The 23,276-nt window shown below is 30.6% G+C and carries 24 protein-coding genes; all 24 read left to right on the plus strand.

Features of this window, described 5'->3' with window-relative positions; all coding sequences use genetic code 11:
* Window positions 1–381 precede the first annotated feature (381 nt).
* The 24 genes from acpP (at window position 382) to tsf (ending at window position 23,200) form a co-directional block, all read left to right on the plus strand.
* A complete protein-coding gene (gene acpP / locus BUB63_RS00635) occupies window positions 382–615 on the plus strand; it encodes an acyl carrier protein (RefSeq protein WP_027307439.1) in 234 nt (77 codons plus the stop codon).
* A 104-nt stretch (window positions 616–719) separates the two neighbouring features.
* Complete coding sequence (rnc, locus tag BUB63_RS00640; protein WP_035165588.1) at window positions 720–1,427, plus strand: ribonuclease III; 708 nt, start codon at window positions 720–722, stop codon at window positions 1,425–1,427.
* Between the two features lie 4 nt (window positions 1,428–1,431).
* Entirely contained in the window at window positions 1,432–2,496 is a 1,065-nt protein-coding gene (locus BUB63_RS00645; RefSeq protein WP_073247608.1) for an elongator complex protein 3, read from the plus strand.
* Between the two features lie 77 nt (window positions 2,497–2,573).
* Window positions 2,574–2,834, plus strand: a complete 261-nt coding sequence (locus BUB63_RS00650; protein WP_027307442.1) for a stage V sporulation protein S — start codon at window positions 2,574–2,576, stop codon at window positions 2,832–2,834.
* 201 nt (window positions 2,835–3,035) lie between these two features.
* The gene (gene smc, locus BUB63_RS00655; protein WP_073247609.1) at window positions 3,036–6,581 is read left to right on the plus strand and encodes a chromosome segregation protein SMC; all 3,546 of its coding nucleotides are present in this window, start codon (window positions 3,036–3,038) and stop codon (window positions 6,579–6,581) included.
* A gap of 1 nt (window position 6,582) precedes the next feature.
* Window positions 6,583–7,488, plus strand: a complete 906-nt coding sequence (ftsY, locus tag BUB63_RS00660) for a signal recognition particle-docking protein FtsY (protein ID WP_073247610.1) — start codon at window positions 6,583–6,585, stop codon at window positions 7,486–7,488.
* Window positions 7,489–7,552: 64 nt separating this feature from the next.
* Entirely contained in the window at window positions 7,553–7,885 is a 333-nt protein-coding gene (ylxM, locus tag BUB63_RS00665; protein WP_027307445.1) for a YlxM family DNA-binding protein, read from the plus strand.
* Between the two features lie 15 nt (window positions 7,886–7,900).
* The gene (ffh, locus tag BUB63_RS00670; RefSeq protein ID WP_073247611.1) at window positions 7,901–9,241 is read left to right on the plus strand and encodes a signal recognition particle protein; all 1,341 of its coding nucleotides are present in this window, start codon (window positions 7,901–7,903) and stop codon (window positions 9,239–9,241) included.
* A gap of 35 nt (window positions 9,242–9,276) precedes the next feature.
* The gene (gene rpsP, locus BUB63_RS00675; protein WP_027307447.1) at window positions 9,277–9,522 is read left to right on the plus strand and encodes a 30S ribosomal protein S16; all 246 of its coding nucleotides are present in this window, start codon (window positions 9,277–9,279) and stop codon (window positions 9,520–9,522) included.
* A gap of 15 nt (window positions 9,523–9,537) precedes the next feature.
* The gene (locus BUB63_RS00680; protein ID WP_027307448.1) at window positions 9,538–9,765 is read left to right on the plus strand and encodes a KH domain-containing protein; all 228 of its coding nucleotides are present in this window, start codon (window positions 9,538–9,540) and stop codon (window positions 9,763–9,765) included.
* Window positions 9,766–9,818: 53 nt separating this feature from the next.
* Window positions 9,819–10,322, plus strand: a complete 504-nt coding sequence (rimM, locus tag BUB63_RS00685) for a ribosome maturation factor RimM (RefSeq protein ID WP_027307449.1) — start codon at window positions 9,819–9,821, stop codon at window positions 10,320–10,322.
* Window positions 10,319–11,053: a tRNA (guanosine(37)-N1)-methyltransferase TrmD gene (gene trmD, locus BUB63_RS00690; RefSeq protein ID WP_027307450.1), complete on the plus strand. Its 735-nt coding sequence runs from the start codon at window positions 10,319–10,321 to the stop codon at window positions 11,051–11,053. The genes rimM and trmD overlap by 4 nt, the downstream gene beginning before the upstream one ends.
* A gap of 125 nt (window positions 11,054–11,178) precedes the next feature.
* Window positions 11,179–11,526: a 50S ribosomal protein L19 gene (gene rplS, locus BUB63_RS00695; protein WP_027307451.1), complete on the plus strand. Its 348-nt coding sequence runs from the start codon at window positions 11,179–11,181 to the stop codon at window positions 11,524–11,526.
* A gap of 70 nt (window positions 11,527–11,596) precedes the next feature.
* On the plus strand, window positions 11,597–12,466 hold the full coding sequence (gene ylqF / locus BUB63_RS00700; RefSeq protein ID WP_027307452.1) for a ribosome biogenesis GTPase YlqF: 870 nt from the start codon (window positions 11,597–11,599) through the stop codon (window positions 12,464–12,466).
* Window positions 12,456–13,211, plus strand: a complete 756-nt coding sequence (locus tag BUB63_RS00705; RefSeq protein ID WP_084106383.1) for a ribonuclease HII — start codon at window positions 12,456–12,458, stop codon at window positions 13,209–13,211. The genes ylqF and BUB63_RS00705 overlap by 11 nt, the downstream gene beginning before the upstream one ends.
* Window positions 13,212–13,220: 9 nt before the next feature.
* Window positions 13,221–13,580: a YraN family protein gene (locus BUB63_RS00710; RefSeq protein ID WP_027307454.1), complete on the plus strand. Its 360-nt coding sequence runs from the start codon at window positions 13,221–13,223 to the stop codon at window positions 13,578–13,580.
* A gap of 110 nt (window positions 13,581–13,690) precedes the next feature.
* Window positions 13,691–15,211 carry a YifB family Mg chelatase-like AAA ATPase gene (locus tag BUB63_RS00715; RefSeq protein ID WP_073247612.1) on the plus strand — a complete coding sequence of 507 codons (1,521 nt, stop codon included), beginning with the start codon at window positions 13,691–13,693 and terminating at the stop codon, window positions 15,209–15,211.
* A gap of 9 nt (window positions 15,212–15,220) precedes the next feature.
* A complete protein-coding gene (gene dprA / locus BUB63_RS00720; RefSeq protein WP_073247613.1) occupies window positions 15,221–16,285 on the plus strand; it encodes a DNA-processing protein DprA in 1,065 nt (354 codons plus the stop codon).
* A gap of 59 nt (window positions 16,286–16,344) precedes the next feature.
* Complete coding sequence (topA, locus tag BUB63_RS00725) at window positions 16,345–18,396, plus strand: type I DNA topoisomerase (protein ID WP_073247614.1); 2,052 nt, start codon at window positions 16,345–16,347, stop codon at window positions 18,394–18,396.
* A gap of 175 nt (window positions 18,397–18,571) precedes the next feature.
* Window positions 18,572–19,102: an ATP-dependent protease subunit HslV gene (gene hslV / locus BUB63_RS00730; RefSeq protein ID WP_027307458.1), complete on the plus strand. Its 531-nt coding sequence runs from the start codon at window positions 18,572–18,574 to the stop codon at window positions 19,100–19,102.
* A 15-nt stretch (window positions 19,103–19,117) separates the two neighbouring features.
* Window positions 19,118–20,506 carry an ATP-dependent protease ATPase subunit HslU gene (hslU, locus tag BUB63_RS00735; RefSeq protein WP_027307459.1) on the plus strand — a complete coding sequence of 463 codons (1,389 nt, stop codon included), beginning with the start codon at window positions 19,118–19,120 and terminating at the stop codon, window positions 20,504–20,506.
* A 14-nt stretch (window positions 20,507–20,520) separates the two neighbouring features.
* Window positions 20,521–21,300, plus strand: coding sequence for a GTP-sensing pleiotropic transcriptional regulator CodY (gene codY, locus BUB63_RS00740; protein ID WP_027307460.1), 780 nt, complete (start codon window positions 20,521–20,523; stop codon window positions 21,298–21,300).
* A gap of 199 nt (window positions 21,301–21,499) precedes the next feature.
* Window positions 21,500–22,216, plus strand: a complete 717-nt coding sequence (gene rpsB / locus BUB63_RS00745) for a 30S ribosomal protein S2 (RefSeq protein WP_027307461.1) — start codon at window positions 21,500–21,502, stop codon at window positions 22,214–22,216.
* Between the two features lie 66 nt (window positions 22,217–22,282).
* Entirely contained in the window at window positions 22,283–23,200 is a 918-nt protein-coding gene (tsf, locus tag BUB63_RS00750; protein ID WP_027307462.1) for a translation elongation factor Ts, read from the plus strand.
* Window positions 23,201–23,276: the final 76 nt, after the last annotated feature.

The raw sequence follows: 23,276 nt of genomic DNA on the forward strand, positions 1-23,276 counted from the left end.
CCAATTATACTTTTTTAGAAACATTCGAGGATTCAGAGAAAAAAGGCTTTTGCAGATAAATATAATAGAAGATTTGAAAGATGAAATGTTGATAATTATGAATTGGATTAATCCAATTTTTAACACCGCATAGTCGATAATAAAATTGGAAATACAGCTTTTCATTATGATGGGGAGGGGGAAGGTGTATCTATATACATGGCCTACGGCCTTTTTCCCTTCCAAAATTTCAATAAAATAGAAAAAATCTAATTTCCTATAAAGAAAAAAGCTTTACTGGAAATTAGATGCGAAATCTCTGTAAATAAGAAATGATAATTTATGTTGACTCTTTACATTATATGTAATATTATATAGTTGAGTTTGAAGGGAGGTGAACTTATGATATTTGAAAGAGTTAAGGAAAGAATTTCAGAAGTTTTAGGAATAGATCCTGACGATATAACAATGGAATCATCATTTATGGATGATTTAGGTGCTGATTCATTAGATGTTGTTGAATTAATAATGGCTCTTGAAGATGAGTTTGACTTAGAAATTCCAGATGAAGAGGCAGAAAAAATTCAAACTGTTGGAGATGTTGTTGAGTACATAAAGGAAAATACAGATTTTTAACATAGTCCCGATTTATTCGGGGCTTTTAACATATTTCATAAGTTAATTTTATTAATATAAAGTTAACTTATGAAATGTGACAAAAAACCATTAGGGGGCTTTATATGGATAAAATAAGAAAGAAACAGTTAAAGCATTTGGAAGAAATAATTGATGTGGATTTTGAAAATATAGGTTTATTAGATATTGCACTAACGCATAGTTCATATGCAAATCAGTTTAATTTAGGATATAATTCCCATAACGAGAGATTGGAATTTTTAGGTGATTCAGTTTTAAGTTTAATAGTAAGTGAATATCTATTTAAAAAGTTTAAAAATAAGCACGAAGGTAAATTAACAAGGATTAGAGCAGCAGTTGTTTGTGAGTCCTCTTTGGCAGAGATAGCAAGAAGATTAAAGTTTAATGAATATTTAAGGATAGGAAAAGGTGAAGAACTTACTGGAGGGAGAGAAAAGGATTCTCTCCTTGCGGATTGCTGTGAAGCAGTAATAGCTGCAATATATCTTGATAGGGGATATGAAAAGGCTAAGAAGTTTGTTATTAAGAATTTAGAGGAAAAAATTGAACTATTCAGCAATGATATAAACTACAATGATTATAAATCTAAACTACAGGAGTATGTTCAAAGAGATATAAATAAAAAAATTGTGTATAGGGTAGCAAATGAATATGGACCTGATCATAATAAAACATTTGAAATTAATGTTTATCTTGATGATACTTTATATGGCAAGGGAATAGGAAAGAGTAAAAAAGAGGCAGAACAAAATGCAGCAAGGGAAGCATTGAGAACATTAGGAGTTGATTAGTAATATGAAGCATTTTATAATACCAATTTTTGTTCCACATAAGGGGTGTCCTCACGATTGTATTTTCTGTAACCAAAAAAGAATTACAGGTCAATACAATGATGTAGAGGCTGAAGATGTTTATAAGATAATTGAAGAACATCTAAAAACTATAGATAGAAATAATTCACATATTGAGATTTCTTTTTTTGGAGGAAGTTTTACAGGGATAGAAATAGAAAAACAGAAGGAATTTTTAAGTATAGCCAAGGAGTATGTAGATAAAGGATTAGTTGATGAGATTAGATTGTCTACAAGACCAGACTATATAGATAGGGAAATACTTGACTATCTTAAAAAATATGGTGTGAAGAATATAGAGCTTGGTGCACAATCAATGGATGATGATGTATTAATGAAACAGTGTAGAGGGCATAGTAGTGAAGATGTTGTTAATGCCTCAAAATTAATAAAAGAATATGGGTTTAAATTGGGGCTTCAAATGATGGTGGGGCTTTATGGAGATTCCTTTGAAAAGGATATATATACTGCAAAAAAATTTATTGAATTAAAACCTGATTTTGTTAGAATTTATCCAACGCTTGTAGTTAAGGATACCTATTTAGAGGTATTATATAAAAAAGGTATGTATAAACCTTTAGAATTAATGGATGCCGTATATATATGTAAGGAACTTTACAAACTATTTTATAAAAACAATATTTATATAATGAAAATAGGTCTACAGGTTTCAGATGACTTTACTCTTGGCAAAAATGTAGTTGCGGGGCCTTTTCATCCAGCCTTTAGAGAGCTTGTTGAATCAAGTTTATTAAATGATATGATTTTATATTATATTAATACGTATTTTAAAGAATCAAAATCAATAGACTTGATTGTTAATCAAAAAACGTTATCAAAAATGTATTCAGATAAGAAAAGATTTTTTAACGACATTTTACAACAAATTTCCGACAAAAAGGTCAAGGTACACCAATCTACTGATTTAGATTTATTTGAAATATGCTTAAGAAACGAAGAAAAATGTTATAAAATGTCGTTATTTGATTATATTAGCTCTATTATATAAAGAAGGAAAACACTCCTTTATATAGAATATATAATAGGAGAGTAATAATTATAGTCTATATGAAGGAGGAGTTATATATGGAAGTATTAAAGGTATCAGCTCAATCACAACCAAAGGCTGTAGCAGGAGCTTTAGCTGCAACTTTAAGGGAAAGGGCATCAGCAGAAATACAAGCTATAGGTGCAGGTGCAGTAAATCAAGCAATAAAGGCTATTGCAATAACAAGAGGTTTTGTAGCACCAAATGGCATTGATTTGGTTGTCATCCCAGCATTTTCAGAAGTTGAAATAGATGGGGAAGAAAGAACAGCAATCAAATTTATTGTGGAACCAAGATAATTAAAATTACTATGATGTTTATAAACAAGTGCCATAAATAGTAGAAGTGTTTAATGCTTTTACTTATTTATGGCACTTTGTTTTTTAACTTAGCTTGACACCTGTTTAATTATATAATTAAAATAGATATGTTAGATTCTTTATGGGACACCAGAACATAAGTGCATTTTTATTTTTTTACATTTAGAGAGGGTGTTTAGATTGTATTTAAAACGAATTGAAGTTAAGGGTTTTAAGTCATTTGCAGATAAAATTGAACTTGATTTTAATGGAGGAATTACTGCAATAGTAGGTCCAAATGGTAGTGGTAAAAGTAACATATCTGATGCTATAAGATGGGTTTTAGGAGAACAGAGTGCTAAAACTTTAAGAGGAGCAAAAATGGAGGATGTTATTTTTGCAGGAACAGAGACAAGAAAACCATTGGGCTGTGCAGAGGTTTCTTTAACAATCGATAATTCTGATGGAATTGTTCCAATTGAATATACAGAAATAACAGTTACAAGAAGACTTTACCGTTCTGGTGAAAGTGAATATTTAATTAATAATACACCCTGTAGATTAAGGGATATTCAAGAGATTTTTATGGATACAGGGATAGGTAAGGATGGATATTCATTAATTGGACAAGGAAGAGTAGATGAAATTTTAAGTACGCGTTCAGAGGATAGAAGAAATTTATTTGAAGAAGCTGCTGGTATAGTAAAATACAAGACAAGAAAGTTAGAGGCAGAAAGAAAGCTTGAAAATACAAGACAAAATCTATTAAGAATTGATGATATCATTTCGGAATTAGAAGCACAGATTGAACCATTAAAGGAACAATCCGAGGTTGCTAAAAAATATTTATCATTTAAAGAAGAATTAAAGGAATTGGAAATAAACTTAATATTAAACAATTATAATGAGGCAAGAGAAAAATATAAAAAAATTACAGTAGATTCGGATGAAATAAACCAAACCAAGGAACAGGAAGAAAAAAGAAAGCAAATTTTAAAGGAAGAGGTAGTTTCTTTAAAGCAAAACCTTGTTGAAATAGAAAAGGAATTAGAAAGAGTTTCAACAGAAAGATTGGAACTTGAAAAGAATCAAGAAAATAAACAGGGTGAAATTAAGGTATTAAATGAGAGATATGCAAACTTTATAAATGAAATAGATAGGTTAAAGAATGAAATTGAGAATAACAAAGAATATATTTTAGAGGTAGAATCAAGTATACAAAACTTAGGATTAGATAATAATGAGGTATTAGATGAGATACAATTAATCAAGAACGAGATAGATAAAATTGAAAAGGAATATAATAGTTTAAACCAAAAATATATCACAATAGAGTCTGATATAGATGAAAAGAAATCAAATTTGCTTCAGCTTCTTAATGATATATCTCAAGAAAAAAATAAAATTAGTTCCTATGAAATAACATTACAAAATTTTGATAGACGTAAAGAACAAATAAATTTTATAAGAAGTCAAAAAGAAGAAGAGTTAGAAAAAGTTAAGAAGGAAAAAGAAAAAAATGATATTAATTATAATAATTTAAGTGAAAAAAGGAAAAATAAAACCGACTTATTTAATTCAGTTCTTCAACAGATTAGTTTTTTAGAACAGGAAGGAAAGAGATTACAATCAGAAAAAAATAATATTATTTCAGATCTAAGGTCAAAAGAGGCAAGATGTAATGCTTTAGTTTCTATGGAAAATGAATTAGAGGGATTTAATAAAGCTACAAAATACATTTTGACTAATTATAAAGAGAATTTTGGTGTTTTAGGTGCGGTATCAGATATTATAAAAGTTCCAAAGGGGTATGAAGTTGCAGTTGAAATTGCACTTGGTGCTGCCATTCAAAATATTGTTGTTAAAAATGAGAGTGTAGCAATACAGCTTATAGATGTTCTTAAAAAGAATAATATAGGAAGGGTTACCTTCTATCCATTAAATACTGTTAAATATAAACCATATATGATAGACCAAAAGATAAAACAAATGCCTGGATATTTAGGGCTTGCTAATGAGATTGTAAGTTTTGATGAAGTGTATAAAAATGTAGTTGGAAATATATTAGGAAGGGTTATTATTTGTGATAATTTAGAGAATGCAAAAAATATAGCAAAGGAAATAGATTATGCTCTAAGGATAGTTACATTAGAGGGAGATGTTATAAATGCTGGTGGAAGCTTTACTGGTGGTAGTGTAGTTAAAAGCCACGGTATTTTATCAAGAAAAAATGAGATTGAAGAATTAAATGCAGATATAAAGATACTAAAGGAAACAACTCTAAAGTATAATAAAAATATTGCTTTAAATAATGAAAAGATCAATGATTATTTTATTAAAAAGAATGAGATAGATCAGGAAATAAAATCAATTGAAAAGGAAATACAGATATTAGTTGGAAAACAGCTATTTTATGAAAAACAAATTGAAGATATAAATAAAAATATAAAGGATATTGAAGTAGAATTAGAACATATTGAAATAGAAACTCAAAATGTCAAGAAAAAGCTTGAGGAAAGAGAACAGCAACTGAAGCTTTTAGAGGAAAAACAAGCTTCAATTCAAGAATACGTTGAGAATACTCAAAGAGATATAAAGGATCTACAGGTTAAAAAGGATGTTCTTCATAAGGAACTAACAGATAAAAGAATATTATATGCAGAAAAAAACAAAATTTTAGAGGGAATAAGCGAAAGAAGAAAACAGTTAGAAAAGGAAAAAAATAATTATGAAAATAGAATTAAAAATTATGAATTAGAAATAGAAAATTTAAATATAAAGATAGAACATACTAAAGAAAATATAAGAAAAAATTTAATAGAATTGCAGAAGTATGCAGAAGATATTATAAAAGTTAAGGAAGAATATTATTTATTTGAGGGAAAGAAAAGGGAAATTACAGATATAATACAGAGCAAAGAAAAGGATATTGTAGCAGTAGAAGAGAGTATTTCATCTGTTATAAATTCTATTCATAAACTTGATATTATGAAAAATAAGCTTGAAAATGAAATTGAGGTACTGATAAATAAACTTTGGGAAGAGTATGAATTGTCAATTCCTCAGGCGGTAAAGTATAAAAAGGAAATCAAAAATGTAGGGGAAATATCAAAAAGAGTAAATGAGCTTAAAGCGAATATAAGATCTCTTGGAGATGTAAATGTAAATTCAATTGAAGAATATAAAAGAGTTGTTGAAAGATATTCTTTCTTAAAACAACAAAGGGAAGATTTGATTAATGCTGAAAAATCCTTAGTTGGTGTAATAAATGAGATGGTTCAAAAGATGACAGAACAATTTAAATATAATTTTAGAATTATAAGGGAAAACTTTAATTTAACCTTTAAGGAGTTGTTTGGTGGCGGTTATGCAGATTTAAGGCTTGATGGGGATGATGTATTAAATGCAGGAATAGAAATTATAGTTCAACCTCCAGGAAAGAAGCTTCAGACACTATCACTACTATCTGGTGGAGAAAGAGGTCTTGCTGCGATAGCACTTATTTTTGCAATATTAAAGATGAAGCCGACTCCATTTTGTGTTCTTGACGAAATAGAAGCAGCATTAGATGATGCCAATGTTAATAGATTTGCTGAATTCTTAAAGGACTATTCAACAAGGACACAATTTATTATAATAACACATAGAAAGGGTTCTATGGCAGCTGCAGATACTCTTTATGGTGTTACAATGGAGGAAAAGGGAGTATCAAAGGTTGTTTCATTAAAGTTAGAGGGAGGAAAATAGTATGTCTTGGTTTGAAAAACTTAAGCAAGGACTTACAAAAACAAGGGATGTAATAAACGATAAGGTTGATGCACTATTGTCCTTTACAAAGACAATAGATGAGGAATTATATGAAGAATTAGAGGAGATATTAATAACATCAGATGTTGGTGTTAGCACTACAACAAAGATAATAGAGATGCTTAGAAAAAAGGTTAGGGAAAATCGTATAGATGATCCTTCAAAGGTAAAAGAACTTTTAAAGGAAATAATTGCAGATATTTTAGATAATGAAAAACATTCAGTTATTCCTAAATCAACTCCTGCTGTGTATATAGTTGTTGGTGTAAATGGAGTTGGAAAAACAACTTCAATTGGTAAAATGTCACACTATTTAAAACAAAAAGGCTATAAAGTTATGCTTGCTGCAGCAGATACATTTAGAGCAGCTGCTATTGACCAACTTGAAGTGTGGGCTAAAAGAAGTGGAGTTGATATTATAAAGCATCAAGAGGGTGCTGATCCAGCAGCAGTTGTGTTTGACGCCATTCAAGCAGCAAAGGCGAGAGGAGTAGACATATTAATTTGTGATACTGCCGGTAGACTTCATAATAAGAAGAATTTAATGGAGGAGCTAAGAAAGATAAATAGGATAGTTGAAAGAGAATATGAAAATGCCTACAAAAAAACCTTCCTTGTGCTTGATGCTACAACAGGCCAAAATGCATTAAATCAAGCAAAGGAGTTTATGAATGTGGCAAATGTTAATGGACTAATTTTAACCAAATTAGATGGAACAGCAAAGGGTGGAGTTGTAATATCAATTGCCAATGAATTAAATATCCCTGTTTCAATGATAGGTGTAGGAGAGGGGATTGAGGACCTGCAGGAATTTGATCCAAAAGAATTTGCAGATGCTTTGTTTTGATGTTAAGTAAAAATACTTGACACATTCAATATATTTTGTTATTATCATTTAGGGATGTGCTGATATGGATAGATTAAGTTATATTATTCTTTTGTTAGATTTTTATCGAAATCTTTTAACCGAAAAACAACGAGATATAATGTCAAGACATTTTGAAGAGGATATGTCCCTTGCTGAGATTGCTGAGGAATATGGCATTTCAAGGCAGGCAGTACATGATATAATAAAAAGAAGTGAAAAGGCACTGTTAGATTACGAAGAAGAATTAGGTTTGGTTGACAGGTTTTTGAAACAAAAACAGGAGCTTATTAAAATAAAAAATCTTTTGAGTAAATATCAAGAATATGATGACATAAAAAAATCACTGGATATATTAAACAAGCTTTTAGATATTTGATTAGGAGGTCATCTTATGGCTTTTGAAGGGCTTACGTCTAAGCTTCAAGAAACATTTAAAAAATTAAGGGGTAAGGGTAAATTAACTGAAAAGGACGTAAAGGATGCAATGCGTGAAGTTAAATTAGCCCTTCTTGAAGCTGATGTTAACTATAAAGTTGTTAAGGATTTTATTAATAGTGTTTCTGAAAGGGCTGTTGGAGAAGAGGTAATGGAGAGTTTAACTCCAGCACAGCAGGTTATAAAAATAGTTAATGAAGAATTAATTAAATTAATGGGAAGCACAGAAAGCAAATTAAAACCAGCTAATAATCCACCTACAGTAATTATGTTGGTTGGTCTTCAAGGTGCAGGTAAGACTACAATGGCCGCAAAACTTGCACTCCATTTAAAAAAGCACAATAAAAAGCCACTTCTTGTGGCAGCAGACGTGTATAGACCAGCTGCTATAAAACAGCTACAAATATTAGGTAACCAAATTGATGTTCCAGTCTTCAGTTTAGGTGATAAGGTAAATCCGGTGGATATAGCTAAAGCTGGTATAGAAAATGCAAAAAAGTTAGAAAGAGACTATGTTATCATAGATACTGCAGGACGTCTTCATATAGATGAAGAGCTTATGCAGGAACTTAAGAATATAAAATCTGAAGTAAAACCAAATGAAATTTTGTTGGTAGTCGATGCTATGACAGGACAGGATGCTGTAAATGTAGCAGAACACTTTAATAGTAATCTTGATCTAACTGGTGTTATACTAACAAAGTTAGATGGGGATACAAGAGGTGGAGCTGCTATATCAGTAAAGGCAGTTACAAATACACCAATAAAGTTTGTAGGAACTGGAGAAAAACTAAATGATTTTGAAGTATTTCATCCAGACAGAATGGCCTCAAGAATCCTTGGAATGGGAGATATATTGAGCCTAATTGAAAAAGCTCAAGAGGCTATTGATGAAAAGAAGGCTGCAGAACTTGAAAAGAAGATATTAAGTCAAGAATTTACACTTGAAGATTTCCTTGATCAAATGCAGCAAATGAAAAAGATGGGTCCATTGAAGGATTTAGTTAAAATGATTCCTGGTGTAGATGTATCAAAGTTAGGTGATATGGAAGTAAATGAAAAGGAATTATTACATGCAGAAGCAATTATTAAATCAATGACCAAGGAAGAGAGAAGGAATCCTTCAATTATAAATGCAAGTAGAAAGAAGAGAATAGCAAAGGGATCAGGAACAACAATTCAAGAAGTAAATAAGTTACTAAATGGATTTGAACAGGCAAGAAAGATGATGAAACAATTTGGAGATATGCAAAAAAATATGAAAAAAGGGAAATTTAAATTTCCTTTCTTTAAATAAATTATGACAACGTGCTTTGTAAGGAGGTGAAAATAATGGCAGTAAAGATAAGATTAAGAAGAATGGGTGCTAAGAAGGCTCCTTTCTACAGAATAGTTGTTGCTGATTCAAGATCACCAAGAGATGGTAGATTCATTGAAGAAATAGGATACTACAATCCAATTGCTGAGCCAGCTGATATAAAGATTGATGTAGAAAATGCAAAGAAGTGGTTAGCAAATGGAGCTCAACCATCAGATACTGTTAAGCGTCTATTTAAAAAAGCTGGTGTTATAGAATAATGGAGGTGGATTACCATGAAGGAATTGGTTGAGGTAATCGCCAAGTCACTTGTTGACAATCCTGATGAAGTTCAGGTAAAAGAAATATCTGGTGAGCAATCAGTTATTATAGAATTAAAGGTTGCTCCAGAGGATATGGGTAAAGTTATAGGTAAGCAAGGAAGAATTGCAAAGGCTATAAGAACTGTAGTTAAGGCCGCTGCAATTAAGGAAAATAAAAGAGTTATAGTTGAAATAATATAATAAAAAGAGTTAGGATTACCTAACTCTTTTTAACATAAAAGGGTGGTAATATTATGAAAAATTATTTAAAGGTTGGTCAGATAATAAATACGCACGGAGTGAAGGGAGAAGTTAAGGTTTATCCTTTAACAGATGATGTTAAAAGGTTTAATAAGTTAAAGTTCGTGTTTATAAAGGATAAGGATGCATATACAAAGGTTAATGTTGAGGGAGTAAAATATTTTAAAAATCTTGTGATTTTGAAATTAGAAGGTATAAATAATATGACAGAGGCTGAAAAATATAAGAAGGTATATTTATATGTAGATAGGGAAAATGCAGTTAAGCTTGAAGAGGATGCTTATTTTATTGCAGACTTAATAGGTCTTGATGTTTATACTTTAGAAGGAGAGTATTTAGGAAAAATAACAGATGTTTTTAGTACAGGTAGCAATGATGTGTATGAAATAAAAAACGATGATAATAGCCTACTTATACCAGCAATTAAGGATGTTATTAAGCAAGTTGATTTAAATAATTCTATTATGAAAATTAATTTATTAGAGGGATTAAGATGAAATTTGATGTATTAACTTTATTTCCTGAGATGTTTGAAGCATTAAACCACAGTATATTAAAAAAAGCACAGGAAAATGGTATTATTGAAATTAACCCTATAAATATAAGGGATTTTTCTAATAACAAGCACAAAAAAGTTGATGATTACCCATATGGTGGCGGTGCAGGTATGGTTATGCAGGCAGAGCCTATATTTAATGCAGTTGACTATATAATAAATAGGTATGGAAAAAAACCATATACAATAATGATGTCACCAAGGGGTAAAAGGTTTGAACAAAGTGATGCTAAAAGATTTTTACAAAAGGAACATATTGTAATTTTATGTGGTCATTATGAGGGAATTGATGAAAGAGTTTTAAGTATTGTAGACGAAGAAATTTCAATAGGAGATTTTGTGTTAACTGGTGGAGAAATAGCAAGTATGGCAATAATCGATTGTATAAGTAGGTTAGTTCCAGGAGTTTTACCTAAGGAAGAAAGCTATCAAGATGAGTCCTTTTATGATGGTCTATTAGAATATCCTCAGTATACAAGACCGGAAGTTTTTAGAGGTATGAAGGTACCAGATGTACTGTTGTCTGGTCATCACGAAAAAATTAGAAGGTGGAGAAAATATCAATCATTAAAAATAACATATGAGAGAAGACCCGATTTGTTAAATAAAAAGAAATTAACCAAAGAAGAACAGGATATGTTAGATGAAATAATAAAGTCAAAAGAAGAGTAAAGAGTCAAAAATATGAAAAATGTTGTTGATATATTTTGATTTGTATGCTATAATTATCGTTGTGTAAAAAACGGGCGTTCCTCTGCAACGTCATGAACGTCTAGGATAAAAGGGAGGTAAAGGACATGGATATCATTAGAGCTATTGAAGCAGAACAATTAAGAAGTGATATTCCAAACTTTGGACCTGGAGATACTGTAAAGGTTCACGTAAAGGTAAAGGAAGGAAACAGAGAAAGAATCCAAGTTTTCGAAGGAATCGTTTTAAAGAGACAAAATGGTGGTCTTAGAGAAACATTCACAGTAAGAAAGATTGCTTACGGCGTAGGTGTTGAAAGAACATTCCCAGTTCACTCACCAATGATTGATAAGATTGAAGTTGTAAGAAGAGGTAAGGTAAGAAGAGCTAAGCTTTACTACCTAAGAAAGAGAGTAGGTAAGGCTGCTACAAAGGTTAAGGAAATTATGGACTAATGGGGCTGAATATCAGTCCCATTTTACTTTTATAGAATGTTTTTATATAATTACAAAAGGAGGGGATATGATGAATATTCAGTGGTACCCAGGTCATATGGTGAAAACCAAGAGACAAATAGAAGAGAGTTTAAAAATAATTGATGTTGTTATAGAACTTTTAGATGCAAGGATACCTGTAAGTAGTAAAAACCCTGATATAGATGAATTAATTAAAAATAAACCTAAGGTAGTATTGTTGAATAAGTGTACTTTAGCTGATGAAAAGATAACAAGAGAATGGATAAAATATTTTAAAGATAAGGGAATATACGCTTTAGACATTGACTCGGTTTCTGGTAAAAATATATCAAGGGTATATCCCGTTTTGAAGGAGGCAGTAAAGGATAAATTTGAAAGGAAGGCTGCTAAAGGAATTGTAGGAAGACCTATACGTGCACTTGTTGTTGGTATACCAAATGTAGGTAAATCCTCCTTTATAAATAAAATTTCAAATAAGTCAAGTGCCAAAACAGGTGATTTACCAGGGGTTACAAGATCAAAACAATGGATTAAGGTAAATAAGGAGTTTGAACTATTAGATACTCCAGGGATATTATGGCCTAAGTTTGAGGATGAGAAGGTTGCACTACATTTAGCCTATACCAAATCTATTAAGGAAGAAATCATCGATATAGAAGAATTGTCATTGAAATTTATTGATGAGATGAAGGATAAGTTTCCAAAGTGTATACAAGAGAGATACAAAGTTGATATGGATAAAACAGCTATAGAGATATTAAAGGAAATAGGTAAAAAGAGGGGTTGTATTGTATCGGGTGGTGAAATAGATACATTACGTGCTGCAACTATTCTTTTTGAGGATTATAGGTCTGGTAAATTAGGAAAAATTACATTGGAATCTCCAACATATGAAGAAGAGGTGCAAAATGAAGATTAAGGAGTTAGAGGATTTAATAAAAAATTCATCCTATGAAGAGTTTTTAAATTTAAAGGCATCCTACTTTGATGAAGAGAAAAAGTCTATAGTTAATCTTTTTAAAAAATATGAGAATAAATTTAAAAAACATCAAAAATTAATAGATGAGTATCAGAAAAGATTGACCTATGAAAAGGATTTATTGAATAGAGGTTATAGGTTTATTGCGGGTGTTGATGAAGTAGGTAGAGGTCCTCTTGCTGGTCCTGTATATGCAGCAGCTGTTATTTTAGATTTGAATAGTCCAATATATGAGATAAGGGATTCGAAAAAATTATCAGATATAAAAAGAAAAGAAATATCTGAAAAAATAAAGGAGAGTTCTATATCATATTCGATAGCCTTTGCAACAGAAAAGGAGATAGATGAACTAAATATATTGAATGCCACTAAGCTTGCAATGAAAAGAGCAATAGAGGGACTTAGTGTTAAGCCAGACTTTATATTAATAGATGCTGTAAAGATTGATTTGGGAATTGATTCAGATTCTTTAATAAAGGGAGATGATTTATCAGTATCTATAGGTGCTGCATCTATTATTGCAAAGGTGGAAAGAGATGAATTTATGGATGAAATTGCTTTAAAATATCCCGTTTATTCCTTTGAAAAAAACAAAGGATATGGTACAAAGGAACATATTGAGGCAATTAAGAAGTATGGGCCATGTGAAATACATAGAAGAAGTTTTATAAAGAATATGGTTTAGGGTGATTATATGAACAATAGGGTATTGGGTAATTTAGGGGAAGAGGCTGCTAAGTATTTTTTAATTAAAAATGGCTATAGGGTAGTTGAAACAAACTATAAAAATAAGTTTGGAGAAATAGATATAGTTGCTATTGAAAAGGATTGCATTTCTTTTATAGAGGTTAAAACTCGAAGCTCTGTAAAATATGGACTACCTTGTGAAGCAGTTAATTATAAAAAAATTGACAAGATAAAAAAGGTTGCATTGGGATATCTAAATGAAAATAGACATAGGGGTTATAATATAAGATTTGATGTTGTTGAGGTTTATTTAGATAAGGATAGGAGAACAATAAAACAAATTAATATAATAAAAGATGCTTTTTAGTAACCGTGAATTATATTATTCACGGTTTTTTTGTTGTCGTTAATATGATTAAACTATTTAAAAGGAGGATATAATTTACAATAAATTGTATTGTATAAGGGGAGGATTTTATGATAAGTAGAGTAAACTCTATTTTTTTAATGGGTTTGGATGGATATATTTTAGATATAGAAGTTGATATTCAAAATGGACTTCCAGCCTTTAATATGGTAGGGTTACCAGATGCGGTAATAAAAGAGTCCAAAGAAAGAGTCAGGAGTGCAATTAAAAATTCAAATCTTGAATTTCCAAAGGGTAAAGTTTTGGTTAATTTTGCACCAGCTTCAATAAAAAAGGAAGGTAATCATCTTGATTTACCTATTGCAATTTCAATTTTAAAGGCCTGTGGATATATACGCGGTAATATAGAAAAGGATATTTTTGTAGGTGAACTTGCATTAAATGGGGATATTCGTAGAGTAAGGGGACTTCTTCCTATGATAATAGAAGCAAGGTCAAAGAGATTTAAAAGGGTATTTATTCCAATAGATAATATAAATGAAGTTAAAATGATAGATGGAATAGACATATATCCTGTAAATAGTCTACGTGAAGTTATTGATTATTTAAATGGAGAAATACAATTAGATAAGGTATTGACAATAAAGTATGATATTACAAATGTAAAGTATGGAATTGATTTTAATGAAGTAAAGGGACACAGTTTTGCTAAAAGAGCTGTTGAAATAGCAGCATCAGGTTTTCACAATATATTAATGTACGGTCCGCCTGGATCAGGAAAAACAATGATAGCTCAAAGGATACCAACTGTTTTACCATATCTTACATATGAAGAAAGTTTAGAAGTATCAAAGGTATATAGTATTGTTGGAGCTTTAAAGGATGAAAGTATGATATTTTATCCACCTTTTAGAAATCCTCATGTAAATGTGTCTACCAATTCTTTAATAGGAGGAGGTACAGTTCCTATTCCAGGTGAAGTTTCTTTAGCCCACAATGGAGTTCTATTTTTAGATGAATTTACTGAGTTTAAGAGAGATGCTCTCGAGGCTTTAAGACAACCTCTTGAGGATGGAATTGTTACAGTTTCAAGAGTAAAAGCAAAATATACTTTTCCAGCAAAATTTATGCTTGTTGCAGCTATGAATCCTTGCCCTTGTGGTTATTATGGTTCGGAAATTAAAGAGTGTAAATGTACTGAATTACAGATAAAAAATTATTTATCAAAGATATCTGGCCCTATTTTAGATAGAATAGATATACATATTGAGCTTTCACCTGTAAAATTTGAAGAATTGCAGGATAGTAAGGATGAGATAAGTTCACTTGAGATATTAAAGAGGGTTATAAAGGCAAGAGAAATACAGGCAAAAAGATTTAAAAATGATGGGATTTTATACAATTCAAATATGAAATCAAAGCATATTAAGAAATATTGTAGGTTAGATAGTGATGCAGAAAAATTATTAGAAAATGCATATAAAAGATTTAATATGACAACAAGATCCTATGCAAAAATATTAAAGATATCACGAACAATAGCAGATTTAGATGAGAGTGAAAACATAAAATCAAATCATATTGCAGAGGCATTACAATATAGAAAATTAGATGGTACTTTGTTGAAGTAGGTGAAATTTATGAGTTTAGAATATAATTTATGGTTTTTTATGTTAAAAATAAATAGAAGGATAAAGAGAGAGATAATGAATTTAAATATTACGCCAAAAGAAATATTTAATAAAAATTTAGATGAATTAGTTTATATGGGTATAGATATTATCACTGCTGAATATATAGTTAAAAATAAAGACTTAAAACCTGTTGAAGAGATAATTAAACAGATGAATAAGAAAAATTTTAAATTTGTATTTATGACAGATGAAGTATATCCTTATCTTTTGAAATCAATTGAAGATGCCCCAATAGGTCTATTTTACATAGGAAATATTATGTTACCAAAACAGCTTTTAGCTATTGTAGGTTCAAGAAGGGCAACTAACTATGGAAAAACAATTGCATATAAAATTAGTTTAGAACTATCAAAATATAATATAGGCATAGTAAGTGGAATGGCAAGGGGAATTGATACAGAAGCACATAATGGTGCAATAGACTCTAATGGATTTACAATTGCTGTTTTAGGTTCCGGGTTTAATAATATTTATCCAAAGGAAAATATAAAATTAATGAATAAAATAATTGATAATGGTTGTGTATTTACAGAATATTTGCCTGATGTTAAACCATTTAGTTTTAATTTTCCAGAAAGAAATAGGATTATAAGTGGTTTATCTAATGCTGTTTTAGTAGTTGAAGCTGGAATAAGCAGCGGTTCAATGATAACAGTAAATTATGCATTAGAACAAGGTAGAGACGTTTTTGCAGTTCCAGGTGATATATATAAAGAACAGAGTAAGGGGTGCAATAAGTTGATTAAGGAAGGTGCAAAATTAGTTGATACGACTGATGATATACTCGAAGAATTTGGTATAAGAAATAACACCAAGAAATATAATATAGAATTAGATGAGTATGAAAAAAATATCATAAATTATATTAATGAAGGAAATTTAACCTTTGAACAAATAAAATTAAAATGTAAATATGAGACAAGTTTTTTGTTGTCAAAATTAACTATTCTTGAATGTAAAGGAATAATTAAAAGGGTTTATGGTGGAAATTATGTTATCATAAAATCTTGATTTTATAAAATTTTCTGTTATAATACAGTTATTGCTAAATAGTTACTGGAGGTGTTAGAATGGCTCAATCTCTTGTAATAGTTGAGTCACCTGCTAAGGCAAAAACAATAGGAAAATTTTTGGGAAAAGGATATAAGATTGCTGCTTCAATGGGACATGTAAGAGATTTACCTAAGAGTCAATTAGGTGTTGATATAGATAATAACTATGAACCTAAGTATATAACAATTAGAGGTAAGGGCAAACTTATTGACGAGTTAAAAAAGGAAGCAAAAAAATGTCAAAAGGTTTATCTTGCAACAGACCCAGATAGGGAAGGAGAGGCTATATCCTGGCACCTTGCTACCATTCTGGGCCTTAATTTTAACGATGAGTGTAGAATAGAATTTCATGAAATAACTAAGAAGGCATTAAATGAGGCTATTAAAAATCCCCGCAAAATAAATATGAATTTAGTTAATGCACAACAGGCAAGAAGAGTTTTAGATAGATTAGTAGGTTACGAAATAAGCCCTATTTTGTGGAAAAAGGTCAAGTGGGGTCTTTCTGCAGGTAGAGTACAATCAGTAGCGGTAAAGTTAATCTGTGAACGTGAACAGGAAATCAATAATTTTATACCTGAAGAATACTGGTCTATTACTGCAAAATTAAAGAATAAAAACAAGCAGTTTGAAGCTAAATTTTATGGAAAAGCAAATGAAAAGATAGAACTTAAAAATAAAGAGCAGGTTGATGAAATTTTAAATAATTTAAAAGATACAGAATTTAAAGTTGTGAATGTTAAGAAACAAGAAAAGAAAAAGAGTCCAATGCCACCTTTTACAACAAGTTCATTGCAACAGGAGGCCTTTAAAAAATTGAATTTTACAACTAAAAAGACTATGTCTATAGCTCAACAGCTATACGAAGGTATAGATATAATAGGTGAAGGAACTGTAGGTTTAATAACTTATATGAGAACAGATTCAGTAAGAGTATCAGAAGAAGCACAAAGGGAGGCAAAGGAGTATATACTTAATAATTTCGGTAAGGAATATACATCAAATACAACTAAAAATTATAAAACAAAAGGAAATGTTCAAGATGCCCATGAAGCAATAAGACCTACTTCAGTTAATAGACATCCTGATAACATAAAGGATTCTTTAACAAATGATCAATACAAATTATATAATCTAATTTGGAATAGATTTATAGCAAGCCAAATGTCTGAAGCTGTTTATGATACTACATCTGTTGATATTACAGCAGGTGATTATCAATTTAAAGCTACAGGAAGTATTTTAAAATTTAATGGATACCTGTCCGTATACCAACAGGATGAAGATGAAAAAGAAGCAAAGTTACCAGAAATAAATATTAATGACGTATTATCGTTAATTAATTTAGATAGCAAACAACACTTTACTCAACCACCAGCAAGATATACTGAAGCTACATTAGTAAAGGTTCTTGAGGAAAAAGGAATTGGAAGACCAAGTACATATGCACCTATTATTAGTACTATATTAGAGCGTGGATATGTTGAAAAGGAAAAGAAATATTTTATACCTACAGAATTAGGTGTAATAGTAACAGAACTTTTAAACGAAAATTTTAAGGATATAGTTGATGTTGAATTTACTGCGGAAATGGAGAAGAAACTTGATGAGATAGAGGAAGGACAGGAGAATTGGGTTGAAGTTGTGGATTCCTTCTTTAAACCATTAAAAAAACAAATTGAGTTAGCTGAGAATACAATTGAAAAGGTTTCAATAGAAGAAAAGGTTGAAGTTACAGATATTAAATGTGATAAATGTGGAAGAAATATGGTAATAAAAAAGAGTAAGTATGGTAAATTTCTTGCCTGTCCAGGTTATCCTGAATGTAAAAATACTAAACCTATTTTAGATGAGCTTGATGTTAATTGTCCATTATGTGGAGCTAAGGTTGTTGTAAGAAGGAGCAAAAAAGGAAAGACATTTTATGGATGTAGCAATTATCCAAAATGTAACTTCGTAAGTTGGGATAAACCTACAAACGAAAAATGTCCAAAATGCGGAGAAACACTTTATGAAAAGAATGTTAAGGGAGAAAAAAAGCTTGTATGTATAAATAAAAACTGCAAATAATAAAATCAGAAAAATTGCACAAATCTTATTGTAAAAATTAAAAAATTTGTCGAAAATAATAAAAAATATGTTGCATAATCGTTTGCATTATGTTATAGTTATATTGCTGATGGGAAATAAACAATTCTAAAAATTTTAAAAAATGATTTTATAAATGGTACTGGGGGTTATTAGTATGTTTAAGGCAACGACAATAGTTGCTGTAAAGAATAATAATATGGTAGCAATTGCAGGTGATGGACAAGTAACTTTTGGAGAAAATACTATTATAAAATCATCTGCAAATAAAATACGTAAAATATATAATAACAAAGTTTTGATTGGTTTTGCAGGCTCAGTGGCGGATGCCTTTACACTTGCTGAAAAATTTGAAGATAAACTAACAGAATATAATGGAAATTTAAGAAAGGCCGCTGTAGAACTAGCAGGTTTTTGGAGAAGTGATAAGGCACTTAGAAAGCTTGAAGCACTTATGATTGCAGCAGATAGGGAAACTCTACTAATTATATCTGGTGGTGGAGAGGTTATAGAACCTGATGATGGTATTGCTGCAATAGGTTCAGGAGGTATGTATGCATTAGCAGCAGCAAGAGCCTTAAAGCAAAATACAACACTCACCCCAAAGGAAATAGCATTTAAATCATTAGAAATTGCATCTGAGATATGCGTTTATACAAACAGAAACATTAATGTATTGGAGCTTTAAATTGGGGGGATATAAATGGAACAACTAACTCCGAAAAAGATAGTTCAAGAACTTGATAAATATATAATAGGTCAAAATGAAGCAAAAAAGATGGTGGCAGTTGCTTTAAGAAATAGATATAGGAGAAGATTGGCATCCGATGATATAAAAGAAGATATAATTCCAAAAAATATTTTGATGATTGGTCCAACTGGTGTAGGTAAGACAGAAATAGCAAGAAGGTTAGCAAAACTTGTTAATGCACCTTTTGTAAAGGTAGAGGCAACTAAATTTACTGAAGTTGGCTATGTTGGAAGGGATGTTGATTCCATAATTAGAGATTTGGTAGAAAATTCTATTAGACTTGTAAAGGAAGAAAAAATTAAAGAGGTAGAAGAAAAGGCACTTGAAATGGCAAAAATGAGGGTAGTTGATGTAATAGCACCTCTACCAAATAAGAAAATAAATAAAAATCCCTTCGATTATATTTTTGGATTTCAAAATGAAAATAAAAATGTAAGCCTTAATGAAAGTGAAGAAGATATTAATTTAAAACGTCAGCAGATATTACACCAGCTTGAACAGGGGTTGCTTGACAATGTGGAAATAGAAATAGAAATAGAGGATAGTTCAACACTTCCATTTGAGGTTATAGCTGGTGGCAATATAAGTGATTTAAACATAAATTTTGAAGATTTATTAGGTGGGATTCTTCCAAAAAAGAAAAAATCTAAAAAAGTAAAGGTAAAGGATGCACTTAATATTTTTAAAAATGAAGAAGCAAATAAATTACTGGATTTAGATGAAATAAATAAAATAGCAGTAAAAAGAGCAGAAGAAGATGGAATTGTGTTTATTGATGAAATAGATAAAATAGCTGGCAAAAATAATAAGAGTGGTCCTGATGTTTCGAGGGAAGGTGTTCAAAGAGATATATTACCTATTGTAGAGGGAAGTACTGTTAATACAAAGTATGGTCCAGTAAAAACCGATCATATATTATTTATTGCTGCAGGAGCCTTCCATGTTTCAAAGGTGTCAGATTTAATACCTGAACTACAAGGGCGTTTTCCAGTTAGAGTTAAGTTAAATGATTTAACTAAAGAGGATTTTGTTAAGATATTGATGGAACCAAAAAATGCTTTAATTAAACAGTATAAAGAGTTACTTAAGGTTGAAGGAATAGAGTTGATATTTACTGAAGATGGTATAGAGGAAATTGCTGAAGTTTCATATAAAATGAATATGACAAGTGAAAATATAGGTGCAAGAAGACTTCATACTATTATAGAAAAAGTTCTTTTAGATGTTTCTTTCGAAGCACCAGATTTAGAAGAAAAAGTTATAACTGTTAATAGAGAATATGTAAAGCAGAGAACCACAGAATTGGTTAAAGATACTTCAGAAAAAAATTATATAATTTAGAAAGGAGAATGATTATGTACAGCTTACTAGAGAAGACAAGAATGTTAAATAAAATTTTACAAAAATCAGCAACTGAGCCAGTAGTATTTGGGGATATTTGCAAAACTTTAAGTGAGGTTATGAACTGCAATGTTTATGTTGTAAGTAGAAAGGGAAAAATACTTGGATATCAATTAAGGGATGAATTTGAATGCGATATAGTTAAAAACACAGTTATTAGAGAACAAAAATTCCCAGAAGATTACAACAATAGTATAATGCAAATATCAGAAACAAAGCCTAATGTAAAATCAAAGGGTGTTTGTGTTTTTGAAAATGATGTTAATTGCCTTTTTGCAGATAAAATAACAACTATAGTTCCTATTATAGGAAATAGAGAAAGATTAGGAACACTTTTAATAGCAAGATTTGGAGAAGAATTTACAGATGAAGACTTAGTTCTTGCTGAATACAGTGCAGCTATTGTTGGTATGGAAATAATAAGATCAAAGCAGGATGAAATAGAAGAAGAAGCAAGAAAGAAGGCAGTTGTTCAACTTGCAATTGGAACACTTTCATATTCTGAATTAGAAGCAGTTGAACATATCTTCAATGAACTTGATGGAAATGAAGGATTACTTGTAGCAAGTAAAATTGCAGATAAAGTAGGTATAACAAGATCAGTAATAGTAAATGCACTTAGAAAATTTGAAAGTGCTGGTGTAATTGAATCAAGATCACTTGGTATGAAGGGTACTCATATAAAGATACTTAACGATAAGTTACTTGATGAATTAAAGAAGCTAAGAAGCTAATTTTTAGCTTCTTTCTTTTGTAAAAAATATGAATAAATTTTTCTTTATTTGTTAAAATAATTATTGATTATATGACAAATCTATGTTATACTATCAATCGTGAAAAAAACACACACTCTACAATTTTTAAAAGGGTGCCTGTAATAAGGCCTTTTAAAAAAATGAGTAGAGTGGAGGAATAAAACCAGGAGGTGCCTATATGTCAGTTATTCAAATGAAGCAATTATTAGAAGCTGGTGTTCATTTTGGACATCAAACAAGAAGATGGAATCCTAAAATGTCACAGTACATCTTCACTGAAAGAAATGGTATTTACATCATTGACCTTCAAAAGACTGCAAAGAAATTAGAAGAAGCATATGAATTCGTTAAGAATGCAGCAGCAGAAGGAAAAGAAATTCTATTTGTAGGAACAAAAAAGCAAGCTCAAGATTCAGTTAAGGAAGAAGCCATTAGATGTAATATGCATTATGTAAATGAAAGATGGCTTGGTGGAATGCTTACAAACTTCAGAACTATCAAGACAAGAATAGCAAGACTAAATGAACTTCAAAAGATGGCTGAAGATGGTACATTCGATCTTCTTCCAAAGAAGGAAGTTATAAAGTTAAAGAATGAAATGGAAAAGCTTGAAAAGAACCTTGGAGGAATCAAGGAATTAGCTAAGCTTAATAAAATCGATAAGGACAACATAGTTCTTTTCGTTGTTGACCCAAGAAAGGAAAAGAATGCTGTTGCAGAAGCAAGAATACTTGGTATACCAGTAGTTGGTATAGTAGATACTAACTGCGATCCAGATGATGTTGATTATGTAATACCAGGTAATGATGATGCAATAAGAGCAGTTAAGCTAATTGCATCAAAGATAGCTGATGCTGTACTTGAAGGAAGACAAGGTGAACAATTAGCAGAATAATATTAAAAGGTAAGGGTAAAGGGTATCTTAACCCTTACCTTTAATAACATTAAGGAGGAATCGGTTATGCAAATTACAGCTAAGATGGTAAGTGAACTAAGAGAAAGAACTGGTGCTGGAATGATGGATTGTAAAAAGGCACTTGTTCAAGCAGAGGGAGATATGGAAAAGGCTATTGAAATCCTTAGAGAAAAGGGATTAGCAGCAGCTGCTAAGAAGGCAGGAAGAGTTGCTGCTGAAGGTGTTGTAGAAACATACATAACAGAAGATGGTAAGACAGGTGCAGTTGTTGAAGTTAACTGTGAAACAGACTTCGTTGGTAAGAATGATGACTTTGTAAATCTTGCTAAGAATCTTGCTAAGCAAGCAGCTTATTCAAAGGCTAATACAGTTGAAGAAATATTAGAAGAAAAGTACATAGCAGATGAAAATATGACTGTTAAAGAAGCTATAACAGCTTTAATAGCAAAGCTTGGAGAGAATATGACTTTTAGAAGATTTGAAAGATTCAATGTTGAAAATGGTGTTATAATGGACTACATCCACGGTGGTGGAAGAATAGCTGTTATGGTTCAAGTTGAAGGAGCAACAAATGAAGTTGCAAAGGAAGTTGCAAAGGAACTTGCATTACAAATAGCTGCAGCAAATCCTTTATACCTTGTTAAGGAAGAAGTACCACAAGAAGTAATTGAAAAGGAAAGAGAAATATATAGACAACAAGCTCTAAACGAAGGAAAACCAGAAAAAGTTGTTGAAAAGATGGTTGAAGGTAGATTACAAAAGTACTTTAAGGAAGTATGCCTAATAGAACAATTATGGATAAGAGATCAAGACAAGACTATAAGAAAGTTTGTTGAAGAAAAGTCAAAAGAAGCAAATGCAGAACTTACAGTTAAGAAGTTCGTAAGATTTGAAAAGGGTGAAGGTATAGAAAAGAAAGAAGAAAACTTTGCTGAAGAAGTTATGAAGCAAACTAGGGCGTAATTTAAAAAGAGAACACACCTGTGTTCTCTTTTTTTAAGAAGGATATTTTAATTTTTGGTAGAATATATTAAGTTGG

Origin of the sequence: Caloramator proteoclasticus DSM 10124 (assembly GCF_900129265.1) — a bacterium.
In the GTDB taxonomy this organism is placed as follows: domain Bacteria; phylum Bacillota; class Clostridia; order Clostridiales; family Caloramatoraceae; genus Thermobrachium; species Thermobrachium proteoclasticum.

Bases quoted from the DNA above. Each gene is read 5' to 3' on its own strand.
- acpP (WP_027307439.1), top strand. From the start codon at position 382: ATGATATTTGAAAGAGTTAAGGAAAGAATTTCAGAAGTTTTAGGAATA.
- rnc (WP_035165588.1), top strand. From the start codon at position 720: ATGGATAAAATAAGAAAGAAACAGTTAAAGCATTTGGAAGAAATAATT.
- BUB63_RS00645 (WP_073247608.1), top strand. From the start codon at position 1,432: ATGAAGCATTTTATAATACCAATTTTTGTTCCACATAAGGGGTGTCCT.
- BUB63_RS00650 (WP_027307442.1), top strand. From the start codon at position 2,574: ATGGAAGTATTAAAGGTATCAGCTCAATCACAACCAAAGGCTGTAGCA.
- ftsY (WP_073247610.1), top strand. From the start codon at position 6,583: ATGTCTTGGTTTGAAAAACTTAAGCAAGGACTTACAAAAACAAGGGAT.
- ylxM (WP_027307445.1), top strand. From the start codon at position 7,553: ATGGATAGATTAAGTTATATTATTCTTTTGTTAGATTTTTATCGAAAT.
- ffh (WP_073247611.1), top strand. From the start codon at position 7,901: ATGGCTTTTGAAGGGCTTACGTCTAAGCTTCAAGAAACATTTAAAAAA.
- rpsP (WP_027307447.1), top strand. From the start codon at position 9,277: ATGGCAGTAAAGATAAGATTAAGAAGAATGGGTGCTAAGAAGGCTCCT.
- BUB63_RS00680 (WP_027307448.1), top strand. From the start codon at position 9,538: ATGAAGGAATTGGTTGAGGTAATCGCCAAGTCACTTGTTGACAATCCT.
- rimM (WP_027307449.1), top strand. From the start codon at position 9,819: ATGAAAAATTATTTAAAGGTTGGTCAGATAATAAATACGCACGGAGTG.
- trmD (WP_027307450.1), top strand. From the start codon at position 10,319: ATGAAATTTGATGTATTAACTTTATTTCCTGAGATGTTTGAAGCATTA.
- rplS (WP_027307451.1), top strand. From the start codon at position 11,179: ATGGATATCATTAGAGCTATTGAAGCAGAACAATTAAGAAGTGATATT.
- ylqF (WP_027307452.1), top strand. From the start codon at position 11,597: ATGAATATTCAGTGGTACCCAGGTCATATGGTGAAAACCAAGAGACAA.
- BUB63_RS00705 (WP_084106383.1), top strand. From the start codon at position 12,456: ATGAAGATTAAGGAGTTAGAGGATTTAATAAAAAATTCATCCTATGAA.
- BUB63_RS00710 (WP_027307454.1), top strand. From the start codon at position 13,221: ATGAACAATAGGGTATTGGGTAATTTAGGGGAAGAGGCTGCTAAGTAT.
- BUB63_RS00715 (WP_073247612.1), top strand. From the start codon at position 13,691: ATGATAAGTAGAGTAAACTCTATTTTTTTAATGGGTTTGGATGGATAT.
- dprA (WP_073247613.1), top strand. From the start codon at position 15,221: ATGAGTTTAGAATATAATTTATGGTTTTTTATGTTAAAAATAAATAGA.
- topA (WP_073247614.1), top strand. From the start codon at position 16,345: ATGGCTCAATCTCTTGTAATAGTTGAGTCACCTGCTAAGGCAAAAACA.
- hslV (WP_027307458.1), top strand. From the start codon at position 18,572: ATGTTTAAGGCAACGACAATAGTTGCTGTAAAGAATAATAATATGGTA.
- hslU (WP_027307459.1), top strand. From the start codon at position 19,118: ATGGAACAACTAACTCCGAAAAAGATAGTTCAAGAACTTGATAAATAT.
- codY (WP_027307460.1), top strand. From the start codon at position 20,521: ATGTACAGCTTACTAGAGAAGACAAGAATGTTAAATAAAATTTTACAA.
- rpsB (WP_027307461.1), top strand. From the start codon at position 21,500: ATGTCAGTTATTCAAATGAAGCAATTATTAGAAGCTGGTGTTCATTTT.
- tsf (WP_027307462.1), top strand. From the start codon at position 22,283: ATGCAAATTACAGCTAAGATGGTAAGTGAACTAAGAGAAAGAACTGGT.